23 protein-coding genes are annotated in these 20,824 nt (G+C 60.2%); 14 read left to right on the top strand and 9 right to left on the bottom strand.

Annotated elements, in window-relative coordinates; translation table 11 throughout:
* The first annotated feature begins 130 nt into the window (after positions 1–130).
* Entirely contained in the window at positions 131–697 is a 567-nt protein-coding gene (locus tag A7K61_RS04300; protein WP_069556994.1) for a hypothetical protein, read from the top strand.
* 77 nt (positions 698–774) lie between these two features.
* On the opposite strand, the gene A7K61_RS04295 is transcribed toward A7K61_RS04300, so the two are convergent.
* The 7 genes from A7K61_RS04295 to A7K61_RS04265 all read right to left on the bottom strand — a co-directional run bounded on the left by A7K61_RS04295 (position 775) and on the right by A7K61_RS04265 (position 4,941).
* Positions 775–1,038 carry a hypothetical protein gene (locus A7K61_RS04295; RefSeq protein WP_069556993.1) on the bottom strand — a complete coding sequence of 88 codons (264 nt, stop codon included), beginning with the start codon at positions 1,036–1,038 and terminating at the stop codon, positions 775–777.
* 83 nt (positions 1,039–1,121) lie between these two features.
* Positions 1,122–1,598: a hypothetical protein gene (locus tag A7K61_RS04290; protein ID WP_069556992.1), complete on the bottom strand. Its 477-nt coding sequence runs from the start codon at positions 1,596–1,598 to the stop codon at positions 1,122–1,124.
* Between the two features lie 138 nt (positions 1,599–1,736).
* Positions 1,737–2,540, bottom strand: coding sequence for a hypothetical protein (locus A7K61_RS30880; RefSeq protein WP_083263039.1), 804 nt, complete (start codon positions 2,538–2,540; stop codon positions 1,737–1,739).
* A 579-nt stretch (positions 2,541–3,119) separates the two neighbouring features.
* On the bottom strand, positions 3,120–3,419 hold the full coding sequence (locus A7K61_RS04280) for a hypothetical protein (protein WP_069556990.1): 300 nt from the start codon (positions 3,417–3,419) through the stop codon (positions 3,120–3,122).
* Positions 3,420–3,472: 53 nt separating this feature from the next.
* Positions 3,473–4,078: a DNA translocase FtsK gene (locus tag A7K61_RS33310; RefSeq protein ID WP_083263038.1), complete on the bottom strand. Its 606-nt coding sequence runs from the start codon at positions 4,076–4,078 to the stop codon at positions 3,473–3,475.
* 298 nt (positions 4,079–4,376) lie between these two features.
* Entirely contained in the window at positions 4,377–4,664 is a 288-nt protein-coding gene (locus A7K61_RS04270) for a type II toxin-antitoxin system RelE/ParE family toxin (RefSeq protein ID WP_069556989.1), read from the bottom strand.
* The gene (locus A7K61_RS04265; RefSeq protein ID WP_069556988.1) at positions 4,654–4,941 is read right to left on the bottom strand and encodes a type II toxin-antitoxin system Phd/YefM family antitoxin; all 288 of its coding nucleotides are present in this window, start codon (positions 4,939–4,941) and stop codon (positions 4,654–4,656) included. Before A7K61_RS04265 ends, A7K61_RS04270 begins: the two co-directional genes overlap by 11 nt.
* Positions 4,942–5,427: 486 nt before the next feature.
* On the opposite strand from A7K61_RS04265, the gene A7K61_RS30865 reads away from it, so the two are divergent.
* The gene (locus A7K61_RS30865) at positions 5,428–5,826 is read left to right on the top strand and encodes a VOC family protein (protein ID WP_078803457.1); all 399 of its coding nucleotides are present in this window, start codon (positions 5,428–5,430) and stop codon (positions 5,824–5,826) included.
* 70 nt (positions 5,827–5,896) lie between these two features.
* Here the strand turns inward: A7K61_RS30865 and A7K61_RS04255 are convergent, their stop codons facing one another.
* Together A7K61_RS04255 and A7K61_RS04250 are read right to left on the bottom strand one after the other, a co-directional pair.
* Complete coding sequence (locus A7K61_RS04255) at positions 5,897–7,228, bottom strand: LLM class flavin-dependent oxidoreductase (RefSeq protein WP_069556986.1); 1,332 nt, start codon at positions 7,226–7,228, stop codon at positions 5,897–5,899.
* A gap of 1 nt (position 7,229) precedes the next feature.
* Positions 7,230–9,422, bottom strand: a complete 2,193-nt coding sequence (locus A7K61_RS04250; RefSeq protein WP_069556985.1) for a TonB-dependent receptor — start codon at positions 9,420–9,422, stop codon at positions 7,230–7,232.
* 199 nt (positions 9,423–9,621) lie between these two features.
* Here A7K61_RS04250 and A7K61_RS04245 point away from each other — a divergent pair, with 199 nt between their 5' ends.
* The 12 genes from A7K61_RS04245 (at position 9,622) to gspD (ending at position 20,470) form a co-directional block, all read left to right on the top strand.
* Positions 9,622–10,662, top strand: a complete 1,041-nt coding sequence (locus tag A7K61_RS04245; RefSeq protein ID WP_069556984.1) for a LacI family DNA-binding transcriptional regulator — start codon at positions 9,622–9,624, stop codon at positions 10,660–10,662.
* 256 nt (positions 10,663–10,918) lie between these two features.
* On the top strand, positions 10,919–12,586 hold the full coding sequence (locus tag A7K61_RS04240; RefSeq protein ID WP_371914717.1) for a GspE/PulE family protein: 1,668 nt from the start codon (positions 10,919–10,921) through the stop codon (positions 12,584–12,586).
* Positions 12,583–13,779, top strand: a complete 1,197-nt coding sequence (gene gspF, locus A7K61_RS04235; RefSeq protein WP_069556983.1) for a type II secretion system inner membrane protein GspF — start codon at positions 12,583–12,585, stop codon at positions 13,777–13,779. The genes A7K61_RS04240 and gspF overlap by 4 nt, the downstream gene beginning before the upstream one ends.
* 20 nt (positions 13,780–13,799) lie before the next feature.
* Entirely contained in the window at positions 13,800–14,210 is a 411-nt protein-coding gene (gene gspG / locus A7K61_RS04230) for a type II secretion system major pseudopilin GspG (protein WP_019821138.1), read from the top strand.
* Between the two features lie 7 nt (positions 14,211–14,217).
* Entirely contained in the window at positions 14,218–14,643 is a 426-nt protein-coding gene (locus tag A7K61_RS04225) for a type II secretion system protein (protein WP_069556982.1), read from the top strand.
* The gene (locus A7K61_RS04220; protein WP_069556981.1) at positions 14,640–14,972 is read left to right on the top strand and encodes a type II secretion system protein; all 333 of its coding nucleotides are present in this window, start codon (positions 14,640–14,642) and stop codon (positions 14,970–14,972) included. Before A7K61_RS04225 ends, A7K61_RS04220 begins: the two co-directional genes overlap by 4 nt.
* Positions 14,969–15,577, top strand: coding sequence for a prepilin-type N-terminal cleavage/methylation domain-containing protein (locus A7K61_RS04215; protein ID WP_069556980.1), 609 nt, complete (start codon positions 14,969–14,971; stop codon positions 15,575–15,577). Before A7K61_RS04220 ends, A7K61_RS04215 begins: the two co-directional genes overlap by 4 nt.
* Entirely contained in the window at positions 15,574–16,275 is a 702-nt protein-coding gene (locus A7K61_RS04210; protein WP_069556979.1) for a general secretion pathway protein GspK, read from the top strand. Before A7K61_RS04215 ends, A7K61_RS04210 begins: the two co-directional genes overlap by 4 nt.
* A complete protein-coding gene (locus A7K61_RS04205) occupies positions 16,272–17,264 on the top strand; it encodes a PilN domain-containing protein (protein ID WP_047711281.1) in 993 nt (330 codons plus the stop codon). Before A7K61_RS04210 ends, A7K61_RS04205 begins: the two co-directional genes overlap by 4 nt.
* The gene (gene gspM / locus A7K61_RS04200; protein ID WP_047711280.1) at positions 17,239–17,841 is read left to right on the top strand and encodes a type II secretion system protein GspM; all 603 of its coding nucleotides are present in this window, start codon (positions 17,239–17,241) and stop codon (positions 17,839–17,841) included. The genes A7K61_RS04205 and gspM overlap by 26 nt, the downstream gene beginning before the upstream one ends.
* Positions 17,838–18,338: a general secretion pathway protein GspN gene (locus tag A7K61_RS04195; RefSeq protein ID WP_047711279.1), complete on the top strand. Its 501-nt coding sequence runs from the start codon at positions 17,838–17,840 to the stop codon at positions 18,336–18,338. Before gspM ends, A7K61_RS04195 begins: the two co-directional genes overlap by 4 nt.
* 5 nt (positions 18,339–18,343) lie before the next feature.
* Positions 18,344–20,470, top strand: coding sequence for a type II secretion system secretin GspD (gene gspD / locus A7K61_RS04190; RefSeq protein WP_069556978.1), 2,127 nt, complete (start codon positions 18,344–18,346; stop codon positions 20,468–20,470).
* Positions 20,471–20,824 lie beyond the last annotated feature (354 nt).

Here is a 20,824-nt window from a genome sequence, read left to right as displayed (position 1 = left end):
CCAGCCCCGCGCTGGGCTTTTTGCATCTGGTTGCCCGGGTCGGAGCACGGTATCGTGCCTGGCTACAACAGGACTTGGAGGCAGCGTGACTACTAGGAGTAGGAGCAGCGAAGAAGTACTTGAGTACTACATGGATTCAATGGGTGAGGTACTTGGCACAGCATTTTGGCACCTCAACCAGAAAATCCTTGAGGTGCACCTCGTTTGGGAGCAGTACAAGCAGCTCTACGGCGAAAGCGAGGAAACCGTGCGCACGCTCAATGAGACCGCGGGCTTATTCTTCATGGTGGTTCAAGATAGTCTGTGGGACTCAGTGATCCAGGGGATCTGCCGATTGACCGATCCAGCGCAGATGTCTGGCAGACAGAATCTCTCTATCCGTGCATTATCTGCGTTGATCGCCAACGAAGGATTGCGCAGGGAGGTAGCGGGCCTGTGTGAGGAGGCGCTATTCAAGGCTCAATTCGCGCGAGATCATCGCAACAAGCGGATTGCCCACCAGGACAAGAACCACCTCTATGATCGTGAGGCTCAGCCGTTGGGCGGCGTAAGTAGAAAGCTGATCAAAGAGATGCTTGGTGCAATCACGGCAGTCATGAATGCAATCAACGTGCACTACTGTGACACCACAATGTTCTACGACGATATTAGCTCGGGTGGCGATGCGGCTTGGTTGGTTTACAAGCTCAAAAGTTGATTACAGCGGTGATGCACGACCCAGCTAGCGCTGGGCTTTTTGCATCAGGTGGGCACGAAAAAGCCCAGCAGACCGGGCTAGCCTTCGACTGCGTCAAGCTGCTGCTGATCGAACATTTCGCTCAGCATACTCTCGTGCTTGCGCTGCGTGACGGAGTAGAACATTTTTCGGCTGAGCAGAATGCTCTTCATGCTATGAGCTGAAATGAGCTTCCTCGTCGGTACTGAGATCTGTACGGTCGTGCCATCGCGGGTGTCGGTCACTTCCAGCTGGTAGGACTCAATCAAGTCGCCACGCTTGGTGTGGCCGAGGCATTTGAAGGTTAGGGAGGGCTCTGTCACGGTGGTCTCCGATGCTCGTAGGCCGGGGCCAGCATACACAAAGCCCCATTCTATAACGTATAGAATGGGGCTTTGTGTAGGTGCTACAGCTTGTTCAAAAGGTCTGCGAAGGCCCAAAGCAAAGTGCCTACGGAAGCAAGAATAAACTCATGCTTCTGAACCTTTCTGGCGATGGCGTTGCGCATAAGGTCGTCTGCATATTTCGAGCGACGTTTTTGTTCTTTCTCAGCTATCTCTTGGATTTGCTGGGTGGTGGTTTCTGAGGAAACACCATATAAGTGTGGGCGCCTTTTCACCTGCATTAGTACGACGTCGACGGTAGCGCCTTCAATAACACCGAAGATATTCTTGACGTACCGTTCAAGCACTCCAGTTACTTCAAACATCATCGCTAGACACACTAGAAATGCGCCGAACCTCACTAACCACATCCAATCATCAAGTTGGATGCTCAGCCATGTCCCAATAGCGAGTACGGCTGTCGTTATTAAGTAGCCTGTTATCACATAACGCTTAGGGGTTCGAAAGGCTTTTTGCGCTATTTCATCGAAGGGTTTCATAGGTGTGCTGACGACCCTTGGGTTCGAACTCCGGGCTGTGAAAAGCCCAGCGTTTGTCCTGGCAAGGTTTCTAGGATTGCTAGATTGCCTCGCCTAGAGCAAGTAAGAGATGGTTGTTTGCATGTACCGGTTTTCTGATCAATATGATTCATAATGCACTAGGCCGAGGTGGAACTCATTGCGCCCGTGGCATTCTTTGCAGGTCCAATGTCTACCTGCAACAATTTCTTTCCGCAGAACAATTATGGTGTGGTTGCAATTTTTGTTTGCGCAGGCTATTTCGTGTTGGTGGAGCTCTCTAAGAATTTTATCATCTGATGTTCGTGTGAGAGTGTAACTAGCTGAGCAGTTGAAACAGTCGACTTCGATACTGTCAACTCCACGGGGCATCCTCCTGCGTATGCGTGTATTGCACTCGCAGCAATCAAAGCTGGAAAATACCCCGAGAGTACAATTGAATATGGAGGAGGCCAGCACTCGCTCTAAAGAGCTGGCGATCTCCTCACAACGCTTACGCATTTTTCCGTAATCGGAAGTTACTCCGGACCGTACATGTTTCAATGATGGTGAGTGTAGGTAGCTACCTAAAGCGTCGTAGTGTTTTTTGATGATCTGAAGGTTAAATACAACTTCAGCCCCTAGATGCCTCATGACTTCAGGGCTCTGTCCTGGTGCAGGTTCAATTCCGAAGCTGAGCGAGCTATCTGAATCTGCGCTGGAGTCAATTTCCAGGAGAACCAGCATAATTTTTTTTGGTTGCCAGGTTTCGTACTCTTCAGGAGGAAACTCCGCCTTGTAAGCTAATGCCCGATCGTACGTAACCCCTTCGATTGCCATGCGGAGCTCAAGCGCTGCGTATTTCAAGCGTTGATCATCGACGCTCGCAAGTTCATACCTCGCCAATGCCAGTGCTTTTCTCGCGCTAGATCTGTGAATGCTCATGGGCTTTCGCTCTGAAGGATGAGGTCTCTGCTATAAGAGCGAAGCTCCTCTTGATTGCATCGATCGTAGTCTCAAGGCCGGCGCTCTGAACGGCGGCGATTAGCACTATGAAGCCTTTGGAGAGTTTCTTCGTGAGGGACGGCATTGCTCGCATCCTTGCGCATGTGTGAGAAAAAAGCGGCCGGAATACTACCTGGCAATCGGAATATGTCGGAAGTATTCGCCAACAGCGCTGACGGTCCCTGGAGTTAGATCAACGTCGTCGTACCAGAATGAGGCGCGCAGCGGGATGTCAACGTTGAATATGCATACAAACTGTCCTTCATCCAGATCGAAGATGACTCGCTCAACAGCTGGCGCAAGCTCCGATCCTGTCATCGTTTCTCACAATTTGCAGCTGGTTCCTTGCTCAAAACGAAGGCCAGGAAAGGGGGCGAAGGGCAGGGTGAGTTGATGGCTACAGTATCCAACTAGCTCGCCCTTCTGGATGACTCTGACTGCGAGCAAAACCTTATGCATTGATGCTCCTATTATTGAGGCGTGCTGTCGAAAAGCCCGGCGGGTTGGGCATTGCGTGTGTTATTTGAAATTACGCTCGTAAAGCAGTTCGTTGCACCGGCGGGCGACTGTCAAAAAAAACCAGCCATTCAATGCTAGCCCCCCCAGTAAAAGAAACGCCAGAATTGCTGCAGGTGGCAGGCCGTGATCCTGGGAAAGACTGATTAGTTCGGGCGTGCTCTTCCAGACGACCGATACGTAAAAGGTCCCAATGAGAAAGCTTGGACCTCCAATAAAGGCGAGCGTCCAGTCGTTCAGATCTGCCAAGGTCTTCTTCGGACGATTACACCATGCAACAGAAATAGCTTTGAGGATCTTCATAGTGACTACTCCGTTTTGTTGAGTGCAAAGTAGCCCGGCGGGCCTGTCGTGGGCTAGCCTTTTGCGTCCCAGCCAACGACGATGCCATTTTCCAAGGTCACGCGCAGTAAAAATCGGTTGCCGCCTTCGTGATGATATTTCCAAATTTCGCGGGATTTGTTTTTCATATATTTTTGATCGATTGTCTCTGGCTCACCGGCTGAGTCGAATAGATGAGCAGCCGTCATTCCTTCCCAGATTTTTTGATCCAGAATTGCTTGGACGATGCTTTGGTCGGCGTATTTCTCTGAGAGATAATCGGTGCGAAGAGCGAGTTCCTCCGATTTTCTCTGTCGCTCTATCTCCACCCTAGAGGGGAGCAAACGTGCAGCTTGACGCTGCTGCTCACTTAGTAAGTATCTGCTTCCGTCAGAGTTTATTCTTGAGACGACGTGGTCGTCTTCAAGGCTTTCAACCAGCCGTGTAGCCCGCTCGTAACCAATTTTGAGGTGACGTTGAACTGCGGAGACGCTGCATCTACCCGTCGATATTACAAAGCGCGCAGCGTCGGGGTACAGGTGGTCTTCATTCTCCGTCAGATCAGAGATATCGAAGGCAGGGCTCTGTTTGGGGGCATCCTCTTGGATTGAGATGCCGAAAAGCGTTTTCCACCACGACATTCACCGCTCCTTGTTAGCTTGTCCGGCATGCGATTGTGAAAAGCCCGGCGGGCCGGCCTTGGTCATTCGATTTAGTTATGGTGATTATCACCACAACTGGAGCGTGTTTAATCCAAAAATTTCGGGCCTTGGCCAAAGCGTTTTTGTATTTTCCTTGACTGATGAGCAGTTCAAGGCCGAGTATGCCGTCATGAAGGCCCTTGAGCACCGAAAGGTGATAGCTCGGTTACCAATGAGTTTCCAGCGCAATCTAGCCTGAAGACAAAGCCTGGCACCGCGCCGGCCTCCTCGCATTTATCTACCGTTTCGCTGCCTGCTCGTAGACTGAGCTGCGTTCGCGTTTTCCGACGGCCAGAACCAAGATGACAATTCGCTCATCCTCAACGCGGTATACCAGCCGGTAGCCGGCGCCGCGCAATTTGATCTTGTAACAATCTTTCATACCGTGAAGCGCATCACTTGGCACTCGCGGTCCGGCCTGCCGCTCCTGAAGCTGTTTCAGAAACTGGAGACGTAGCGTGCCGTCGAGTTTTCGCAGTTCCTTGAGCGCCTTTGGATCCCATTCAACCTCGTACTCAGCGCCCATTGGCTATATCTGCCTCCGCCTCGCCAATCAGATCGTCGAGAGATGCTTGAACGGGTGTTTCGTTGGCGTCCAGCCGAGCCTTGACCAAGTGAATCAGTTCCAGCTCGTCCAAGCGCTCTACCATCGCTTCGTAGACATTTGCCGGAACCATGTAGCCCATAACGCGGTTGTGGTTCAATACCGCTACGGGCAGGCCGTTGGCACCGCTCAAGACGGATGATGGATTTTTCTTGAGTTCGGAAACGCTCACCGCTACGTCAGCCAGAATGTTTTGCATAGATAAGACCCCTATATAGGTCTTAATTCTGGTCTTTTTACTGCGGTGTAGCAAGTGCTAGCCCCAACGTTCAGAACTTGCTCGGCATTTGTAGAGCTGATCGAGGTCTTGAAGAGCTTGGAGTAGTCGAAGTCCAACCCAAATTCCCAGGCTGCGCTGCTGATTAAGTGGTCAGCGCGTCCCTGAAACCTTGAAGCCCGGCCATGCGCCGGGCTTTTTGCATCTGGCTCAAGGCTTTTCAGCGTTGGCCTTTTCAAGCTGGGCAGCTATGCCCTCAAGCAGCACCAAGTCTGACTCCTTAAGTCTTCCTGATGGGTGTACTCACCCTCGATCAATACCGGCCCGTACCATTCGGGTTGACCAGCACGCCAAGCGTGAGCTCTATTTTCTTCTCAAGGTTGAGCGCCGCCTTCTTACTCAATGAGCGGTGCCCACTTGGAAAGGCAAGATAGAATCCCCCGCATCAAAAACAAAGGAGGGTCGCGGATGTTCAGTCACATCACTGTTGGAACAAATAATCTTGATCAGGCTGCCGCTTTTTACGACGCCGTACTGATCCCCCTGGGGCTGTGTCGCCGTACCGTAACTCCTGATGGTGGACCGACGTCGGCATGCTGGGTCAAGCCAGATAGCGCCCTTCCTCGCTTTTATGTGTACAGCCCTTATGATCGCAACGAAGCCAGGGCAGGGAATGGCAGCATGGTCGCTTTCTCGGCTCCCTCTCCAGATGCGGTAGACGTTGCCTATACCGCCGGGCTTCATGCGGGCGGATCGGATGAGGGAGCGCCCGGCTTACGTCGGCAGTATGGTGAAGGTTACTACGGCGCATACTTGCGTGATCCAGATGGCAATAAGGTACATGTCGTTCATCGTGGAGATTTGTAAGTTCGGCACATTCTGGCTTGTACGGGATGTTTGCGGCAGTGCCGTTCTGGCTGCCGCCTTACCTGGGGCTTCATGATCGCGTCTTCTTGGAACGGCTGCCCGGGCGCACCAAACCAAGGTTTTCGCGCAGTGTGGTGCCGGTGTATTCGCGACGAAACAAACCACGCCGCTGTAACTCAGGAACGACCAAGCCGGCAAAATCCTCCAGCCCACCCGGCAAGTGCGGTACCAATATATTGAAGCCATCCGCCGCACCTTCTTCAAACCAGCGCTGCAGCTCATCGGCGATTTGCACCGGTGTGCCGATCACGCTGTAATGACCGCGTCCACCGGCAATGCGTCGGCCCAGTTGCGCCAGTGTCAGTTGTTCGCGTTGGGCCAGTTCGCTCAGCAGTTGCTGGCGGCTGCGTTGCCCGCTGTCGGTCAAGGGTAGCTGCGGTAGCGGCCCATCCAGCGGGTAGCCGGACAGGTCGAAATTACCCAGCATGCGCCCCAGCAACGCCACTCCCACCTCGGGTTCGACCAACGCCTGGAACGCTTCGAATTTGGCCTGGGCCAAGGCTTCGGTTTGCCCCACCACCACAAATACGCCCGGCATGATTTTCAGCGAATCGGCCTCGCGCCCGTATTGGCCCAGGCGAGCTTTGAGGTCGCTATAGAAGGCCTGCGCGTCGGCCAATGAGGTCTGCGCGGTAAACACCACTTCGGCGGTCTGCGCGGCCAGTTCACGGCCGGTTTCCGAGGAGCCGGCCTGCACGATCACCGGTTGGCCCTGGGGCGAGCGCGCCACGTTCAGGGGGCCTTTGACCTGGAAGTGTTCGCCCACATGGTCCAGTACATGGCGTTTACTTGGCTCGTAATAGCGCCCGCTGGCCTTGTCGCGTACGAAGGCGTCGTCGTCCCAGCTGTCCCACAGCCCCGTCACTACCTGATGAAATTCCCGTGCGCGGCTGTAGCGTTCGGCATGCCCCAGGTGTTCGTCGCGACCGAAATTCAGCGCCTCGGCCGCGTTGTCCGAGGTCACCAGGTTCCAGCCTGCGCGGCCGCCGGAGAGGTGATCCAGGGAGGCGAATTTGCGCGCCACGTGGTACGGCTCGTTATAGCTGGTGGTGGCGGTGGCGATCAGGCCGATATGCTCGGTCACGGCACTGAGGGCCGAGAGCAGGGTGAGCGGCTCGAAATGATCCGAGCGCGCCATGTGGCTGGCGACCTCACCGGTGGCGGCGGCGATGCTGTCGGCCACGAACAGTGCGTCGAACTTCGCCGCTTCCGCCACCCGTGCCAAATGCTTGTAGTGGGCGAAGTCCAGGCCAGCGTTCGCCGGTACGTCGGGGTGGCGCCAGGCGGCCACGTGGTGCCCGGTAGCCATTAGGAAGGCGCCGAGTTTGAGTTGACGGCTCATGCTAGAAATCCTTGCGCAGTTGCACGCCGAAGTAACGCTCATCGTCACGAGGCACGGCGCGGTAGATGTAGTTGCCGCCGCTGGCCAGCAGCGGTGAGTAGGATTTGTCGGCGAGGTTCTTCGCCAACAGCGCCACGCGCCAGCCGTTGGTGTAGTCGGCCAGGGCCACGCTGGCGTTCCAGATGCCGTAGGCGCCTTGTTTGGTGTCCAGGTTCTGGCTGATGTCGTACTGCACTTCGCTCTGCCAGCTGTAGTCAGTGCCCAGTTCGATATCCAGGCCGTTATCCAAGGGGATGCTGTAGTCGGCGCGCACGTAGCTTTTCCAGTCCGGGCTGAACGGCAGTGGCTTGCCATTGACGTTGCAGGTCGCCGCCGCGCCTGGCGGGCACGCGAACTGATCGATGCGCGCCCGGGTATAGGCCAGGGCGCCGGAGAGCTTGAGTTGCTGGGTGGCTTGCAACGCGTAATCGAGCTCGACGCCTTCGGTGCTGACGCTGCCAGCGTTGATCAAGCGCGTTACGACTTGGCCAGCGACGGTGTCGAAAAAGTTGGCCTGGTAGTTGTCGTAGTCACTGTGGAACACCGCCAGGTTGGTGGTCAGGCGGTTGTTCCAGGCAGTGGCCTTGATTCCGGCTTCCCAGGTATTGGAAGTCTCCGGCTTGAGCGCGTCGGTGTCGCGCGGCTGCATGTTGAAGAACACGTTATAGGCCGGGCCTTTGTAGCCGCGCGAGTAGGTGAGGTAGCTGGTCACGGTGTCGCTGATGTCGTACTGCACGCCCAGCCGCCCGGACCAACCGTCCTCGTCTACCGAACCAGAACTCGATGTCGCCGGTTGAATGCCGCTGACGGCAGTGGCAGAGGTGGACACGCGGCGATGGTCGTACTTCAAGTCGTCATGGGTGTAACGCAAACCGGCGATGCCGCGAAAGCGCGAGGTGAAGTTGAGCGTGGTCTCGCCGAACGCCGCGTAGCTGTCGCTGGTGGTGTTGTAGTCGGCAATGCCACGGTCTATACGCGTCGTGGTGGTGAGGGTGCGCTGGTAGGTTTCTTCATCCTTGCCATGCATGTAGAACAGGCCGCCGACGTACTCCATGAACTCACCTTTGGGCGAGGCCAGGCGCAGCTCCTGGGAATACTGGTCGAAAGCCAGCTCGCCTTTGTCGGCGGTGCCGGGGAACGCGGCAGTGACCGTGCCGAGACGGTCGCCATCCTGATATTGAGTGTTGTCCCAGCCACGCCAGGCGGTGATCGAGGTGAGGGTGTAGTCGCCCAGGTTCCAGTCCAGCTGCGCCGACAAACCCTTGTTGGTATCTTCCACATGGCTGCGGGTATCGGTGTTGATATCGCGGTTGTCACTTGAGGCGCGCACCGGCCTCAAGGCATTGCTGAACGCCGGGCTCAGGGACTTGCTGACCACGCCATTGGGTGCGTCATCGTGGGATTGCATGTAGTCGGCGATCAGGGTCAGTGTCACGTCATCGTTAGGCGTGAATTCCAGCTTGCCGCGAATGCCCTTGTGGTTGTAACCGTTAACCTCTTGGCCATTGTGGCGGTTATCGACGTTACCGTCGTAGCTGCCGAACAAGGTGCTGACCGAACCCTTGAGCACCTCCGGCACCAGGCTGCCGCCGATGCCAAAGCGCGTGCGGCTTTCATTGCCGCTGTAGAACGACTGGTCGATAAAGCCGTGGGTCTGGGCAGTCGGCGCCTTACTGGTGATATTCAGCACACCAGCCGACGCGTTCTTGCCGAACAGCGTGCCTTGCGGGCCACGCAGCACCTCGATGCGCTCCAAGTCCAACAGGTCGAGCGTGGCCTGGCCGGGGCGCGCATAGACCACGCCGTCAATCACCGTGGCCACCGTTGGCTCAACGCCCGGCGAGGTAGAAACGGTGCCCACGCCACGCACGAACAGTGACGTGTCCTTGTTCGAAGCGCCGGTGCGAAAGTTCAGCGATGGCACCTGCTGCGCGATGCTCGCCACCCCGTTGCGATTGTCACGCTCCAGTTGCTCGCCCTCGAGCACCGAGACGGCCACCGGGACTTTTTGCAGCGATTCTTCGCGGCGGGTGGCGGTGACTGTCACGGATTGAAGCGTGGGTTCCTGCGCGTCAGCCGCAACAGCGCCGCAGACGGGCAAGGCGCAAAGGCCTGCCAGAAGCAACAAAGGGGTGTGCCGTGGAAAGTTATGCATGCTGTGCCCGCTCGAAAAAATACCCTGGTCCGCTGCGGTTCTGCGACCGTCAGCGCCTGTGAAAATGTCTTGGGCATTCGCTCGAGCGAGTAGCAGACAGTGCGCTTTGTTAGCGCTAACATCTGGATTATTGAAGGCGACCGTTTAGAGCGTCAAATACTAAAAAATTAGTTTTATATTCCTTTTTGAGGATTGTGCCGTGGACGAACACAAACCGCGCAAGCGCCGGGGCGCCGGCCGCGTCACCCTCAACACCGTGGCGCGCCAGGCCGGGGTGTCGGCCATTACCGTGTCGCGTTACTTCAACCAACCTGAACAGGTTTCGCCCGAGCGCCGTGAACGTATCGCCGAGGTAGTTGCGCAGTTGGGGTATGTGCCGAATCTGGTGGCCGGTGGATTGGCCTCCGCGCGCGGCAAAATCGTTGCGATGGTGATCCCGAATATCTCGGGACCGATTTTTGCCAATACGCTGCAGGGCTTCAGCGACACCCTCAGTCGTCACGGCTACCAGCTGTTGCTGGCCTCCAGCTATTTCAGCGTCGAGCAGGAGGAAAGCGCGGTGCGCGCTTTTCTCGGTTGGTCGCCGGCAGCGCTGGTGCTGACCAGCCGCTTTCACAGCCCAGGCACCGAGAAGATGATCGCCGAGGCAGATATACCGATCGTCGAAACCTGGGACTACGTGCCGGAACGCGCGCCGTTGCAAGTGGGTTTTTCCCATTACGAAGTGGGCGTCAGCGCCGCGCGCTACTTGCATGGCAAGGGCTATCGGCGCATCGCCTTCGTACAGAACAGCGCAGTAGGCGACTTCAGTGCGTTGGAGCGCCGCGATGGGTTTACCGCGACCCTTTCCGAGTTGGGTGTGCAGCCCTGGGTCTTTGTGCCGGACGCCGACCGCGCCCCCTTCGACGCCGGCAAGCAGGCCATGGAAGCGCTGATGGGGCAGGCGATCACGCCTGACGCGATTTTCTTCGCCAATGACAACCTCGCCGCTGGCGGTTTGCTGGCCGGTCAACGCGCCGGGCTGAGCATCCCCCAGGACTGCGCCGTATTGGGATTCGGCGACTACCCGTTTGCCCCCATGTTGTTGCCCAGCCTCAGCACCCTCCAGCCACCCGCGTTGGAGATTGGTGTACTCGCTGCCACACGCGTTCTGCAAAGTCTGGGTGTATTAGCCACCGATGAGGAAGTTAAGCGCTTGAATCTTTTGCACTGTCAGTTAATTGAAAGAGAGAGCACCTGAAGGACCCGCCGTTATGGCTAAGTGCAACTAGTGGCTATTGGCTGCTAATGCTCTAAATCAGTGCATTTGGCAATGTTTTGTATTTAATTACCCGTCATCCGGAACTAGGGCTATAACTTCCAGTCGATACACCCGGCTAACGCCTGCCTGGGCTATGGCGAACTAATGGCATTGTTCGGTAGTTCTAAATAGCCATACTTTTCGCAACGTTAGATATTCCTCAATGATGTCGTCAGCGCCCATCGATGCTTGCAAGATGCAGATCCCGCACACCGACCAGGTGTGCGCGTGGCTGATGCAGCACGCCGGGCTCAAAACCGCTGATCTGGAACGCGCACAGCGTTTATCCACCGAGCCTGGCGACCTGCTCGGTTTACTCACGCGCTTGGGCTTGGTGTCTGAAATCGAACTGGCTCGCGCCTGGGCCGATTTGCTGAATGCGCCACTGCTGCTGGCCGACGCGGCGCCGCCGTTGCTCGACCCGCTTCCCGTGCTCACCGAGCGCTTCATGCGTCACTACCAGGTAGTGCCCATGGGGTGGCACCAGGGTGGGTTGCGCGTGATGGCCGCCAACCCGGCGCAGTGGTATCCGTTCCTGGCCCTGGCGTATGCCTGTGAGGTGCCGGTGTGGCTGGCCATCGGTTCGCGTACTGAAGTCGACACGCTGATCGAGCGCTATTACGGTCAGGGCCGTTCCGCCATGGGCAGCCTGATCGAAAACCTCGATGAGCAGGGGGGCGCCCTGGAAGATATCGAACACCTCAAGGACATGGCTTCCGAAGCACCGGTGATTCGCTTGGTCAACCTGATCCTGCAGCGCGCGGTGGAACAGCGCGCTTCGGATATCCATATCGAACCCTTCGAAAACCAACTCAAGGTGCGCTACCGCATCGACGGTGTGTTACACGACGCCGAAGCGCCGCCGGCCAGTTCGTCGGCGGCGGTGATCTCGCGGGTGAAGATCATGGCGCGCCTGGACATTGCCGAACGGCGCTTGCCCCAGGACGGGCGCATCATGCTGCGCATTCAGGGCAAGGCGCTGGATCTGCGGGTGTCCACGGTGCCCACCAGCTTTGGCGAGTCGGTGGTGATGCGCCTGTTGGACCGCCAAACCGTGCAATTCGACTTCTCCAGCCTGGGCTTTGATGGCGCGCGCCTGGCGGCCTTTCTGGACCTGTTGGCGCGGCCCCACGGCATCCTGTTGGTCACCGGGCCTACGGGCTCGGGCAAAACCACCACGCTCTACACCGCGTTGTCGCAGCTCAATACCGCTGAACGCAAGATCATCACCGTGGAAGACCCGGTGGAATATCAGCTTGAAGGGATTAACCAGATCCAGGTCAAGCCGGCCATCGGCCTGGACTTTGCCGGAGCGCTGCGCGCCATCGTGCGCCAGGACCCGGACGTGATCATGATCGGCGAAATCCGCGACCTGGAAACCTGCCGTATCGCCGTGCAGTCCTCCCTCACGGGTCACTTGGTGCTCTCAACCCTGCACACCAACAGCGCCGCGGCGAGTATCACGCGCTTGCTGGACATGGGCGTGGAAAGCTACCTGATTGCCTCCACGGTCAGCGGTATCCTCGCCCAGCGCCTGGTGCGCCGCCTGGACCCTGGCACGCGGGTGGCTTTCCAGGCCCCGCCGGAATTGATCCAGGAGCACGGCCTGGATCGCCTGACCGAGCAGCGTCCGATCTTGCTTTACCGCGGCGATTATCACGGTCGCAGCGCCCTCACTGAATTGTTGGTAATGAACGACGAGTTGCGTGGCCTGCTAATGGGCCACGCCGACGCCGCCAGCCTCGAACACGCCGCCCGCCGCGCCGGTTTGCGCACCTTGTATGAAGACGGTTTGCGCCAGGCCCTGGCCGGTGTCACGTCCTTGGAAGAAGTGCTGCGCGTCACCCGTGGTGACGACGCGTGAGCCTGTTCAAGTTCCGCGCCCTGGACAGCCAGGGCGTGGCCCAGAACGGCACGTTGCAGGCCATTGACCAGGCGGCCGCTGTCGCCGTCTTGCATCAGCGCGGGTGGTTGCTACTGCACATCGAAACGGCCAGCGGCCCCTTGTTGCGCCAGGCACGCGGGCAGTTGAAGGGCGCAGCGCTGGTGAGTTTTACCCAGCAATTGGCCACGCTACTGGGCGCCGGCCAGCCCCTCGAGCGCGCTTTAAACCTGTTGCTCAAGCAAGCCCGTCATCCCCAGGTGCGGGCCTTGATCGAGCGTATCCGCGACCAGGTCAAGGCTGGCAAACCGCTGTCGGCGGCGCTGGAGGAGGAGGGCGGCACGTTTTCCCCGCTGTACCTGAGCATGGTGCGCGCCGGTGAAGCCGGCGGGGCGCTGGAAGGCACCCTGCGCCAGCTCAGCGACTACCTGGAGCGCAGCCAGTTGCTGCGCGGCGAGGTGATCAATGCGCTGATCTATCCGGCGTTCCTGGTGGTGGGTGTACTGGGTTCCCTGGCGCTGTTGCTGGCCTATGTGGTGCCGCAATTCGTGCCGATTTTTCAGGACCTTGGCGTACCGATTCCACTGATCACCCAGGTGATCCTGGGGCTCGGCGAGTTCCTCGGCGCCTACGGCCTGGTGGTGCTGGCCGGGTTGTCGATCAGTGGATGGGTCCTGGCGGCGCGCCTGCGCGACCCCCTGCGCCGTGAGCGTTACGACCGTCACCTGATGGGCATCCGCGTGATCGGCCCGCTGTTGCAACGGGTGCAAGCCGCCCGCCTGGCCCGCACCCTCGGCACGTTGCTCAGCAATGGCGTGGCGCTGCTGCCCGCGCTGGTGATCGCCCGGCAGGTTTGCAGCAACCGTGCGCTCCAGGCGCAAGTGGCGCTGGCGGCGCAACGGGTCAAGGGCGGCGGCACCCTGGCCGATGCGTTCGGTCGCCAGCCGCTGCTACCGGAGCTGGCGCTGCACATGATCGAAGTCGGCGAACAGGCCGGTGAACTGGACAGCATGCTGCTCAAGGTCGCCGACATCTTCGACGTCGAGGCCAAGCGCGCCATCGAACGCTTGCTCGCTGCACTGGTGCCGACCCTGACCGTGGTCATGGCGGTGCTGGTGGCGGTGATCATGCTGGCGATCATGCTGCCGCTGATGAGCCTCACCAGTCATATATGAACTTTCAAGGAGCAGAACCGATGAAAACCCGACACCGCCAAGGCGGCTTCACTCTTTTGGAAATGCTGGCGGTGATCGTGCTGCTGGGCATTGTTGCGACCATTGTGGTGCGCCAGGTCGGTGGCAATGTGGACAAGGGCAAGTACGGCGCAGGCAAGGCGCAACTGGCCAGTTTGAGCATGAAGATCGACAGCTACGCCCTGGACGTGGGCGCGCCGCCCAACAACCTGCAACAACTGCTCGACAAGCCCGCCAGTGCGTCCAACTGGGCCGGCCCCTACGCCAAGCCTTCGGAGCTGAAAGACCCGTTCGGCCATGGGTTTGGCTATCGCTTCCCCGGTGAGCACGGCGCCTTCGACCTGATCTTCTACGGCCAGGACGGCCAACCCGGCGGCGAGGGCTACAGTGCCGATCTGGGCAACTGGGAATAACCCGCCCATGGCCCAGCGAGGCTTTACCCTGCTGGAGATGCTGGTGGTCATTCTATTGATCGGCATCGCTGCCGGGTTGTTGGGGCTGGGTGTACGACAAGGGTTGCTGGTGGCCAAGGAGCGGCGGGTGGTCGCGCAGATGGTCGAGGCCCTGCGCGCCACGCGGGCGAGCGCGATCGTCAGCGGCCAGACGGCGCACACTCAATTCGACCTCCAGGGCCGCACGTTCCAGGCGCCAGGGCGTGCGTCACAGCGGTGGCCGGCTCAGGTGCAGGTGACCTTGCACAGTGCCGAGCAGGCCGGAGCCGCCGTGGTGTTCTATCCCGACGGCAGTTCCACCGGCGGTAACCTGCTGCTGGCCAACGGTAGCCGGCGTTGGCGCATCGACATCGGCTGGCTCACCGGCAGTGTGCAGTCCAAGGCGCTGCCATGAAGCGCCAGGCCGGTTTCACCTTGCTGGAAATGCTCGCCGCCCTGACGTTGATGGCGGTGTGCAGCAGCGTGTTGCTGGTTGCCTTCGGCCAGAGCGCTCGCTCCTTGTCCCAGGTGGCCCACAGCGACCGCCTCACCCATGCGGCGCTTACGCTACTGGACCAGGAAGCTGCCGGCCCGCTGATTGAAGGAACCCGCCAAGGCGAACTTGACGGCATCCATTGGCAATTGACCAGTACCCGCCAACAGCCGCACCTGTTTCGTCTTGACCTGAACGTGCGTGAAGGCGCGCATCAGGCGCACTTCAGCACCTTGAAGGCACGCCTGTGAAGCGCCGTGAGCAGGGCTTCACGTTGCTGGAAGTGCTCGTGGTGCTCAGCTTGCTTTCGGTGTTGTTACTGCTGGTGAGCGCAGCGTTGCTGGGGGCCAATCGGGCGGTGGCCAAGGCTCAGGCCTACACCGCCAGCCTGGATGAAATGCGCGCCGCCCAACAGTTTTTGCGCACCTCAATCAGCGAGGCGCTGCCGTTAAAACTCACTGACGACGACAGCCAGGCCGAGGGTTTCTTGATCGGCACGCCGGAGCGGCTGCAGTTTGTAGCGACCCTGCCCGGTGTCTTGGGCGGGGGGATCCAGCGCTTTACCCTGCAACGGGTCGGGCAGGATCTGCAGGTGGCTTTTTCGCAGAGGGCCTCCCACGCCAACGCGCAGCGCGATGAGCCGCAGGTGCTTTTGCATAACGTCCAGGCGCTGCAGTTCAGTTATCGCGGTATATCGCCACTGGGCCAGCCCACCGACTGGTTGAGCCCGTGGCCCTGGCCCCGGCGCTTGCCCACAGCGGTGCGTATCGACGCCGCCGTCAATGGGCCGGTGCCGTGGGTTACTCAGGTGGTTGCGTTGCGCCTGAACCTGTCCAGCGCGAGCAGCGAAGAATGAAGCGCCAACGCGGTGCGGCCCTGTTGCTGGTGCTGTGGGTGCTGGCCTTGCTCAGCGTATTGCTGGGTGGACTGGCCGGGTGGGTGCAGCTGCAAAGTCGCCAGGCGCTGTGGCTGCGCCAGCACACCCAGACACTGTTGGCCGCCCAGGCCGGAATCGCACAGGTCATGGCGCAAGGGCAGTGGGTGGCGGACGGGCGTTCTATTGCGCTGACCTTCGACGACGCCCGCTTACAGGTCAGTGTGCGCAGTGAGCGCGGCAAGCTGTACCTGGTCAACGCCGCTCTCCAAGACGTCACGCACCTGGCCCTGGCCTGCGGCGCTACAGCGGCCCAGGCCCAGCAGTTGGCCAAAGCTCTTGAGACGCGCCGCCAACAGGGCCTGGCGCCGTTTCGGGTGCTGGAAGAGGTGCGTCAACTCCCCGGTATGACCCAGGCGCTCTACAGCCAATTGCTGCCTGAAATCACCTTGTGGAGCGACCTCGACCGGCCCGCTCCGGCATTCGCCAGCCCCCTGATGCGCAAGGCGTTGAACCTGCCACGCCAGGACGCCGAGGGCGTCGACCCCGGCCAGGTGGTGGAAATCGACAGCCGCGCCGAGCGCCCCGGCGGCTATCAGGCACGCCTGCGACTCACCCTTTTATTGAGCCCTGCGGAGGACAGCGCACAGCCCTATCGGGTGGTGCGGTGGCAAGAATGATTCAACTCGAACCGATTGCCCGCTATTGGCGCGCCAGCCTGCTGCAACAAGGCTGGCGCTTGTGGCTCACGGAGTTACGCGGCTGTGTGCCGAAGTGGCTGGCGTTCCAGGAGCCGCCTGAGCAGGTTCATCACTGGCCGCTGACGGCGCCGGTGGTGCCAGGCAATGCGCGCCAGGTGCTGATGCTTGCCCCCGACGCGGTGTTGCAGCAAAGCGTGCAACTGCCTCTGGCCGCTGCACGTAACCTCATGGAAGTAGTTGGCTATGAACTGGACCGCTACACCCCGTTTGACGCCGAGCAGCTCTACTTCGTCGCCCGTCAGGAGCGGCGCACACCTGGCCACCTGGAGGTGAGGGTGGTGGCGATCCTGCGCGAGCGCCTGGACCAGATTCTCACCGACTGCGCTGCCCTCGGCCTGTACCCGCACCGCGTGGATGTGGCGGGCTTGGGTATTGATCTGCTGCCCGCGCCGTTACGCCCGCGTTCGCGTTCCGCCGGCAAGCAATTGCAGCGCAGCCTGCCGTGGTTGTGCGGCGCGTTGCTGATCGCGGCGATGCTGTTGTGGCTCAACGACCGCCAGCGGGTACTCGACAGCATGCGCGCCACTGTCCAACAGCAAAAAGCCGAGGTCGCCCAGGTGCACGCCCTGCGCCAGCAACTGCTCAATACCCGTGGTGCGGCGCAGTACCTGTCCCAGCGTAAACGGGCGCAACCACCCCTGGCCGCGCTGCTGAATGACTTGACCAGTTGCCTGCCCGCCGACACCTGGCTCGACCAATTGGACGTCAAGGACGGCGAGGTGAGTTTTTCCGGCCAGAGCGCCAAGGCCAGTGGCCTGATCAGCCGCATCAAAGGCTGCCAGCGCTTGGACAACGCGCAGTTCGAAGGGGTGATCCAACCCGACGCACGCACCGGCAAGGACCAGTTTGCCTTGCGTGCCCACTTACGCCAGGAGGCCGCCGATGCGCCGACCCCTTACACCCCGTGAACGCCGCGGCGCCGCCTTGTTGACCCTGGCTTTGGTGCTCGGCGCGGCCTATTGGCTGTTGATCGACAGCTGGTTCGCCGGCCCGCTGCGGGCCATGGGTGAACAGGCCGAACAGTTGCGTGAACAGCAGCAGCGCTATGCCAGCGTCATACGCCAGGGCGATGCGTTGCGCAAACAGCTGGCGCAGGCACAGCAAGACCCGGCCAGCAGCGCCAGCCTGTTGCCGGGGGACGACCCGGACGTGGTCGCCGCCGACCTGATGCAGCGTCTTGCCGACCTGATCAACAGCCACGCCAACCTCGGCGGCGGCTGCAACCTCACCCAGCGCAAGCCGATCACGCCTGAACAGGACGACAGCGAGCCCTATCGTCAGGTCAAGGTCAGCCTCACGCTCAATTGCGCCATCGAACCGCTGACCGCGATCCTGCATGGGCTGGAATATCAGCCGCCTTTTCTGTTCGTCGATGAGCTGCATATTCGTCGTGACAAACTGGCGCCGGCCAATGGCGGGGCGGGCAAGCTGGCGGTGCAACTGCTGGTACGCGGCTACCTGCAACCGGCGCGGGTGGCACCGTGATCGGCCCCTTGCGCCCTCTGGAATGGGGTTGGCTCGGCGTGGCCGCGCTTTTGGGGCTGTTGATGGCGATGATCCTCAGCAGCATCGGCGATGCCCCGCGGTGGTTACCCGATGCGCCGGTGCATGCGCCGCCCTCGTTCCAGGTGCAGGCCGCGCCCACGCCGGCGTTGCAAGACCTTGCTGGCACTTGGCAAACGCCGCTGTTCAGCCCGGATCGCCGCCCAGACCGGGAGGTGGGTAAAACCCAGGTGGCGAGCCTGGCCAACCTGACCCTCAGCGGCATCCTGATCACCGGCAACCTGCAAATGGCCATGCTCAAGCAAGCCGGTGGCCCCACGCTCACGGTGCGCTTGGGCCAGGCGTTGCCCAACGGCTGGCGCCTGGAACACCTGACCCCGCAATACGCCCGTTTTGCCCTGGACGGGCGCACCCAGACCCTGAGCCTCTACGGTAAGCGGCTACCCCTGATCTCACATCCCCGCGAGTCTCTCCCTTGATCGATATGCGCACTTCGCTGTTTTGCCTGGCTACCGCCGTCTCCCTGGGCGGCTGTGGATCTTTGCCCGACACCCTCGACCCGGACGACGAGCTGCTGCACGAGGCCCTGCAGGGCACCGGCGCGCAACGCCCGCCGCTTCAGACGCCTGTGGCCCAAAGCCCTCCACCTGCCACCCAGGCCCCGCCACAGCGCCAGTTGATTCGCGGCAATCAAGCGTTCGTGCGCCAGCCCAAGGCGCCTGTAAACGTGCCGGAGCAGGGCGGCGACATCGTGTTCAACTTCGCCGATCAGCCCATCGAGGCCGTGATCAACAGCGTGATGGGCGACCTGCTGCACGAGAACTACAGCATCGCCGAGGGCGTGAAGGGCACGGTCAGCTTCTCCACCTCCAAGCCTGTAGACAAACAGCAAGCGCTGTCGATTCTCGAAACCCTGCTGTCCTGGACCGACAACGCCATGATCAAACAGGGCAACCGCTATGTGATCCTGCCGGCCAACCAGGCAGTGGCGGGCAAGTTGGTGCCGCAGATGCGCGTGGCGCAACCGGCCAGCGGCCTCTCGGCACGTCTGTTTTCACTGCGCTATATCTCGGCCACCGAGATGCAGAAACTGCTCAAGCCCTTCGCCCGTGAAAACGCTTTTTTGTTGGTGGACCCGGCGCGCAATGTGCTGAGCCTGGCCGGCACGCCTGAAGAACTGGCCAACTACCAGGACACGATCGACACCTTCGATGTGGACTGGCTCAAGGGTATGTCGGTGGCGGTGTTTGGCCTGCAACGCGCCTCGGTGGCCGAGCTGATGCCCGAGCTGCAAGCCATGTTCGGCACGGACAGTGGCACACCCCTGGCCGGCATGCTGCGGTTCTTGCCGGTGGAGCGCACCAACTCGGTGGTGGCGATTTCTTCCCAGCCCCAGTACCTCAGCGAAGTGGGCGACTGGATCCGCACCATCGACGAGGGCGGCGGCAACGAGCCGCAGATGTATGTGTACGACGTGCGCAATATGAAGGCCGCCGACCTCGCCAAGTACCTGCGGCAGATCTACGGCAACGGCGCGATCAAGGATGACGCCCCGGCGAAGGTAGCGCCGGGCTTGCGTACCACCACCTTGTCCTCGTCCACCAGCGCCGGTTTGCAGGCCAACGCGCCCGTGCCCGCAGCCGAAGAACCTGAAGCCGAGCCTGCCGAAAACACCCCGGCATCGCCCACCAGCGACCTCGAAGCGGGCACGCGCATCACCGCGCAAAAGAGCAGCAACCAACTGCTGGTGCGCACCCGCCCGGCGCAGTGGAAAGAGATCGAAGCGGCGATCAAACGCCTCGACAACCCACCGCTGCAAGTGCAGATCGAAACTCGCATCCTGGAGGTCAAGCTCACCGGCGAACTGGACCTGGGCGTGCAGTGGTACCTGGGCCGCCTGGCCGGTAATTCCACCAGCACCACGGTGGCCAACGCCTCCGGCAGCCAAGGCGCCTTGGGCGGTGGCGGGGCAGGGCTGGGGGCGGCGGACTCGTTGTTCTATTCCTTCGTCAGCTCCAACCTGCAAGTGGCCCTGCATGCCCTGGAAACCAACGGGCGCACCCAGGTGCTGTCGGCGCCATCGCTGGTGGTGATGAACAACCAGCCGGCGCAGATCCAGGTGGGGGACAACATTCCCATCAGCCAGACCACCGTCAATACCGGCGACGCCGACACCACCTTGAGCAGTGTCGAATATGTGCAGACGGGGGTGATTCTGGATGTGGTGCCGCGCATCAATCCGGGTGGGCTGGTGTACATGGATATTCAGCAACAGGTCAGTGATGCTCAGAACCCGACGGGGAGCAGTGAGACGCCGGTGAACCCACGCATCTCCACGCGCTCGGTGTCGACCCAGGTGGCGGTTCAGAGTGGCCAGACAGTGTTGCTCGGTGGGTTGATCAAGCAGGACAACGCGGAGCGTGTCAGTGCCGTGCCTTACCTGGGGAAGATTCCGGGGTTGCGCTGGTTGTTTGGCAATACCGGCAAGTCCAAGGACCGCACGGAGCTGATTGTGCTGATTACGCCGAGGGTGATTACCAGCAGCAGCCAGGCGCGGCAGGTGACGGATGATTATCGCCAGCAGATGCAGCTGTTGCGACCGGCTCAGTGATCCTGGCTGCACCGAGTACCAATGTGGGAGGGGGCTCGCTCCCGATGGTGGCCTGACAGCCCGCGATCAAAAATGTGGGAGCTGGCTTGTCTGCGATGACGGCCTGCCAGCCGGCACCTATCAACCTGACACCCCGGAATCAAAAATGTGGGAGCTGGCTTGCCTGCGATGACGGCCTGCCAGCCGACGCCTATCTACCTGACACTCCGCAATCAAACTGTGGGAGCGGGCTTGCTCGCGAAGGCGGCCTAACAGGCGACGCAGTTATACCGGGTACATATCCATTCCTGCTGTCACGGCTACTTAGGGTTCCGCCCTGACGGCGGCTCACTTTGCAAAAGCGGCAAAGTAAGC

The sequence above is a fragment of the Pseudomonas sp. AP42 genome (assembly GCF_001728935.1).
Classification (GTDB): Bacteria; Pseudomonadota; Gammaproteobacteria; order Pseudomonadales; family Pseudomonadaceae; genus Aquipseudomonas; species Aquipseudomonas lactis.
This window is presented reverse-complemented; position numbering and strand designations above follow the sequence as displayed.

Bases quoted from the DNA above. Each gene is read 5' to 3' on its own strand.
- A7K61_RS04265 (WP_069556988.1), bottom strand. From the start codon at position 4,941: ATGCAAAACATTCTGGCTGACGTAGCGGTGAGCGTTTCCGAACTCAAG.
- A7K61_RS04210 (WP_069556979.1), top strand. From the start codon at position 15,574: ATGAAGCGCCAACGCGGTGCGGCCCTGTTGCTGGTGCTGTGGGTGCTG.
- A7K61_RS04250 (WP_069556985.1), bottom strand. From the start codon at position 9,422: ATGCATAACTTTCCACGGCACACCCCTTTGTTGCTTCTGGCAGGCCTT.
- A7K61_RS04205 (WP_047711281.1), top strand. From the start codon at position 16,272: ATGATTCAACTCGAACCGATTGCCCGCTATTGGCGCGCCAGCCTGCTG.
- A7K61_RS04255 (WP_069556986.1), bottom strand. From the start codon at position 7,228: ATGAGCCGTCAACTCAAACTCGGCGCCTTCCTAATGGCTACCGGGCAC.
- gspM (WP_047711280.1), top strand. From the start codon at position 17,239: ATGCGCCGACCCCTTACACCCCGTGAACGCCGCGGCGCCGCCTTGTTG.
- A7K61_RS04220 (WP_069556981.1), top strand. From the start codon at position 14,640: ATGAAGCGCCAGGCCGGTTTCACCTTGCTGGAAATGCTCGCCGCCCTG.
- A7K61_RS33310 (WP_083263038.1), bottom strand. From the start codon at position 4,078: ATGTCGTGGTGGAAAACGCTTTTCGGCATCTCAATCCAAGAGGATGCC.
- A7K61_RS04225 (WP_069556982.1), top strand. From the start codon at position 14,218: ATGGCCCAGCGAGGCTTTACCCTGCTGGAGATGCTGGTGGTCATTCTA.
- A7K61_RS04270 (WP_069556989.1), bottom strand. From the start codon at position 4,664: ATGGGCGCTGAGTACGAGGTTGAATGGGATCCAAAGGCGCTCAAGGAA.
- A7K61_RS04290 (WP_069556992.1), bottom strand. From the start codon at position 1,598: ATGAAACCCTTCGATGAAATAGCGCAAAAAGCCTTTCGAACCCCTAAG.
- A7K61_RS04240 (WP_371914717.1), top strand. From the start codon at position 10,919: ATGCAGATCCCGCACACCGACCAGGTGTGCGCGTGGCTGATGCAGCAC.
- A7K61_RS04300 (WP_069556994.1), top strand. From the start codon at position 131: ATGGATTCAATGGGTGAGGTACTTGGCACAGCATTTTGGCACCTCAAC.
- A7K61_RS30865 (WP_078803457.1), top strand. From the start codon at position 5,428: ATGTTCAGTCACATCACTGTTGGAACAAATAATCTTGATCAGGCTGCC.
- A7K61_RS30880 (WP_083263039.1), bottom strand. From the start codon at position 2,540: ATGAGCATTCACAGATCTAGCGCGAGAAAAGCACTGGCATTGGCGAGG.
- A7K61_RS04280 (WP_069556990.1), bottom strand. From the start codon at position 3,419: ATGAAGATCCTCAAAGCTATTTCTGTTGCATGGTGTAATCGTCCGAAG.
- gspG (WP_019821138.1), top strand. From the start codon at position 13,800: ATGAAAACCCGACACCGCCAAGGCGGCTTCACTCTTTTGGAAATGCTG.
- gspD (WP_069556978.1), top strand. From the start codon at position 18,344: ATGCGCACTTCGCTGTTTTGCCTGGCTACCGCCGTCTCCCTGGGCGGC.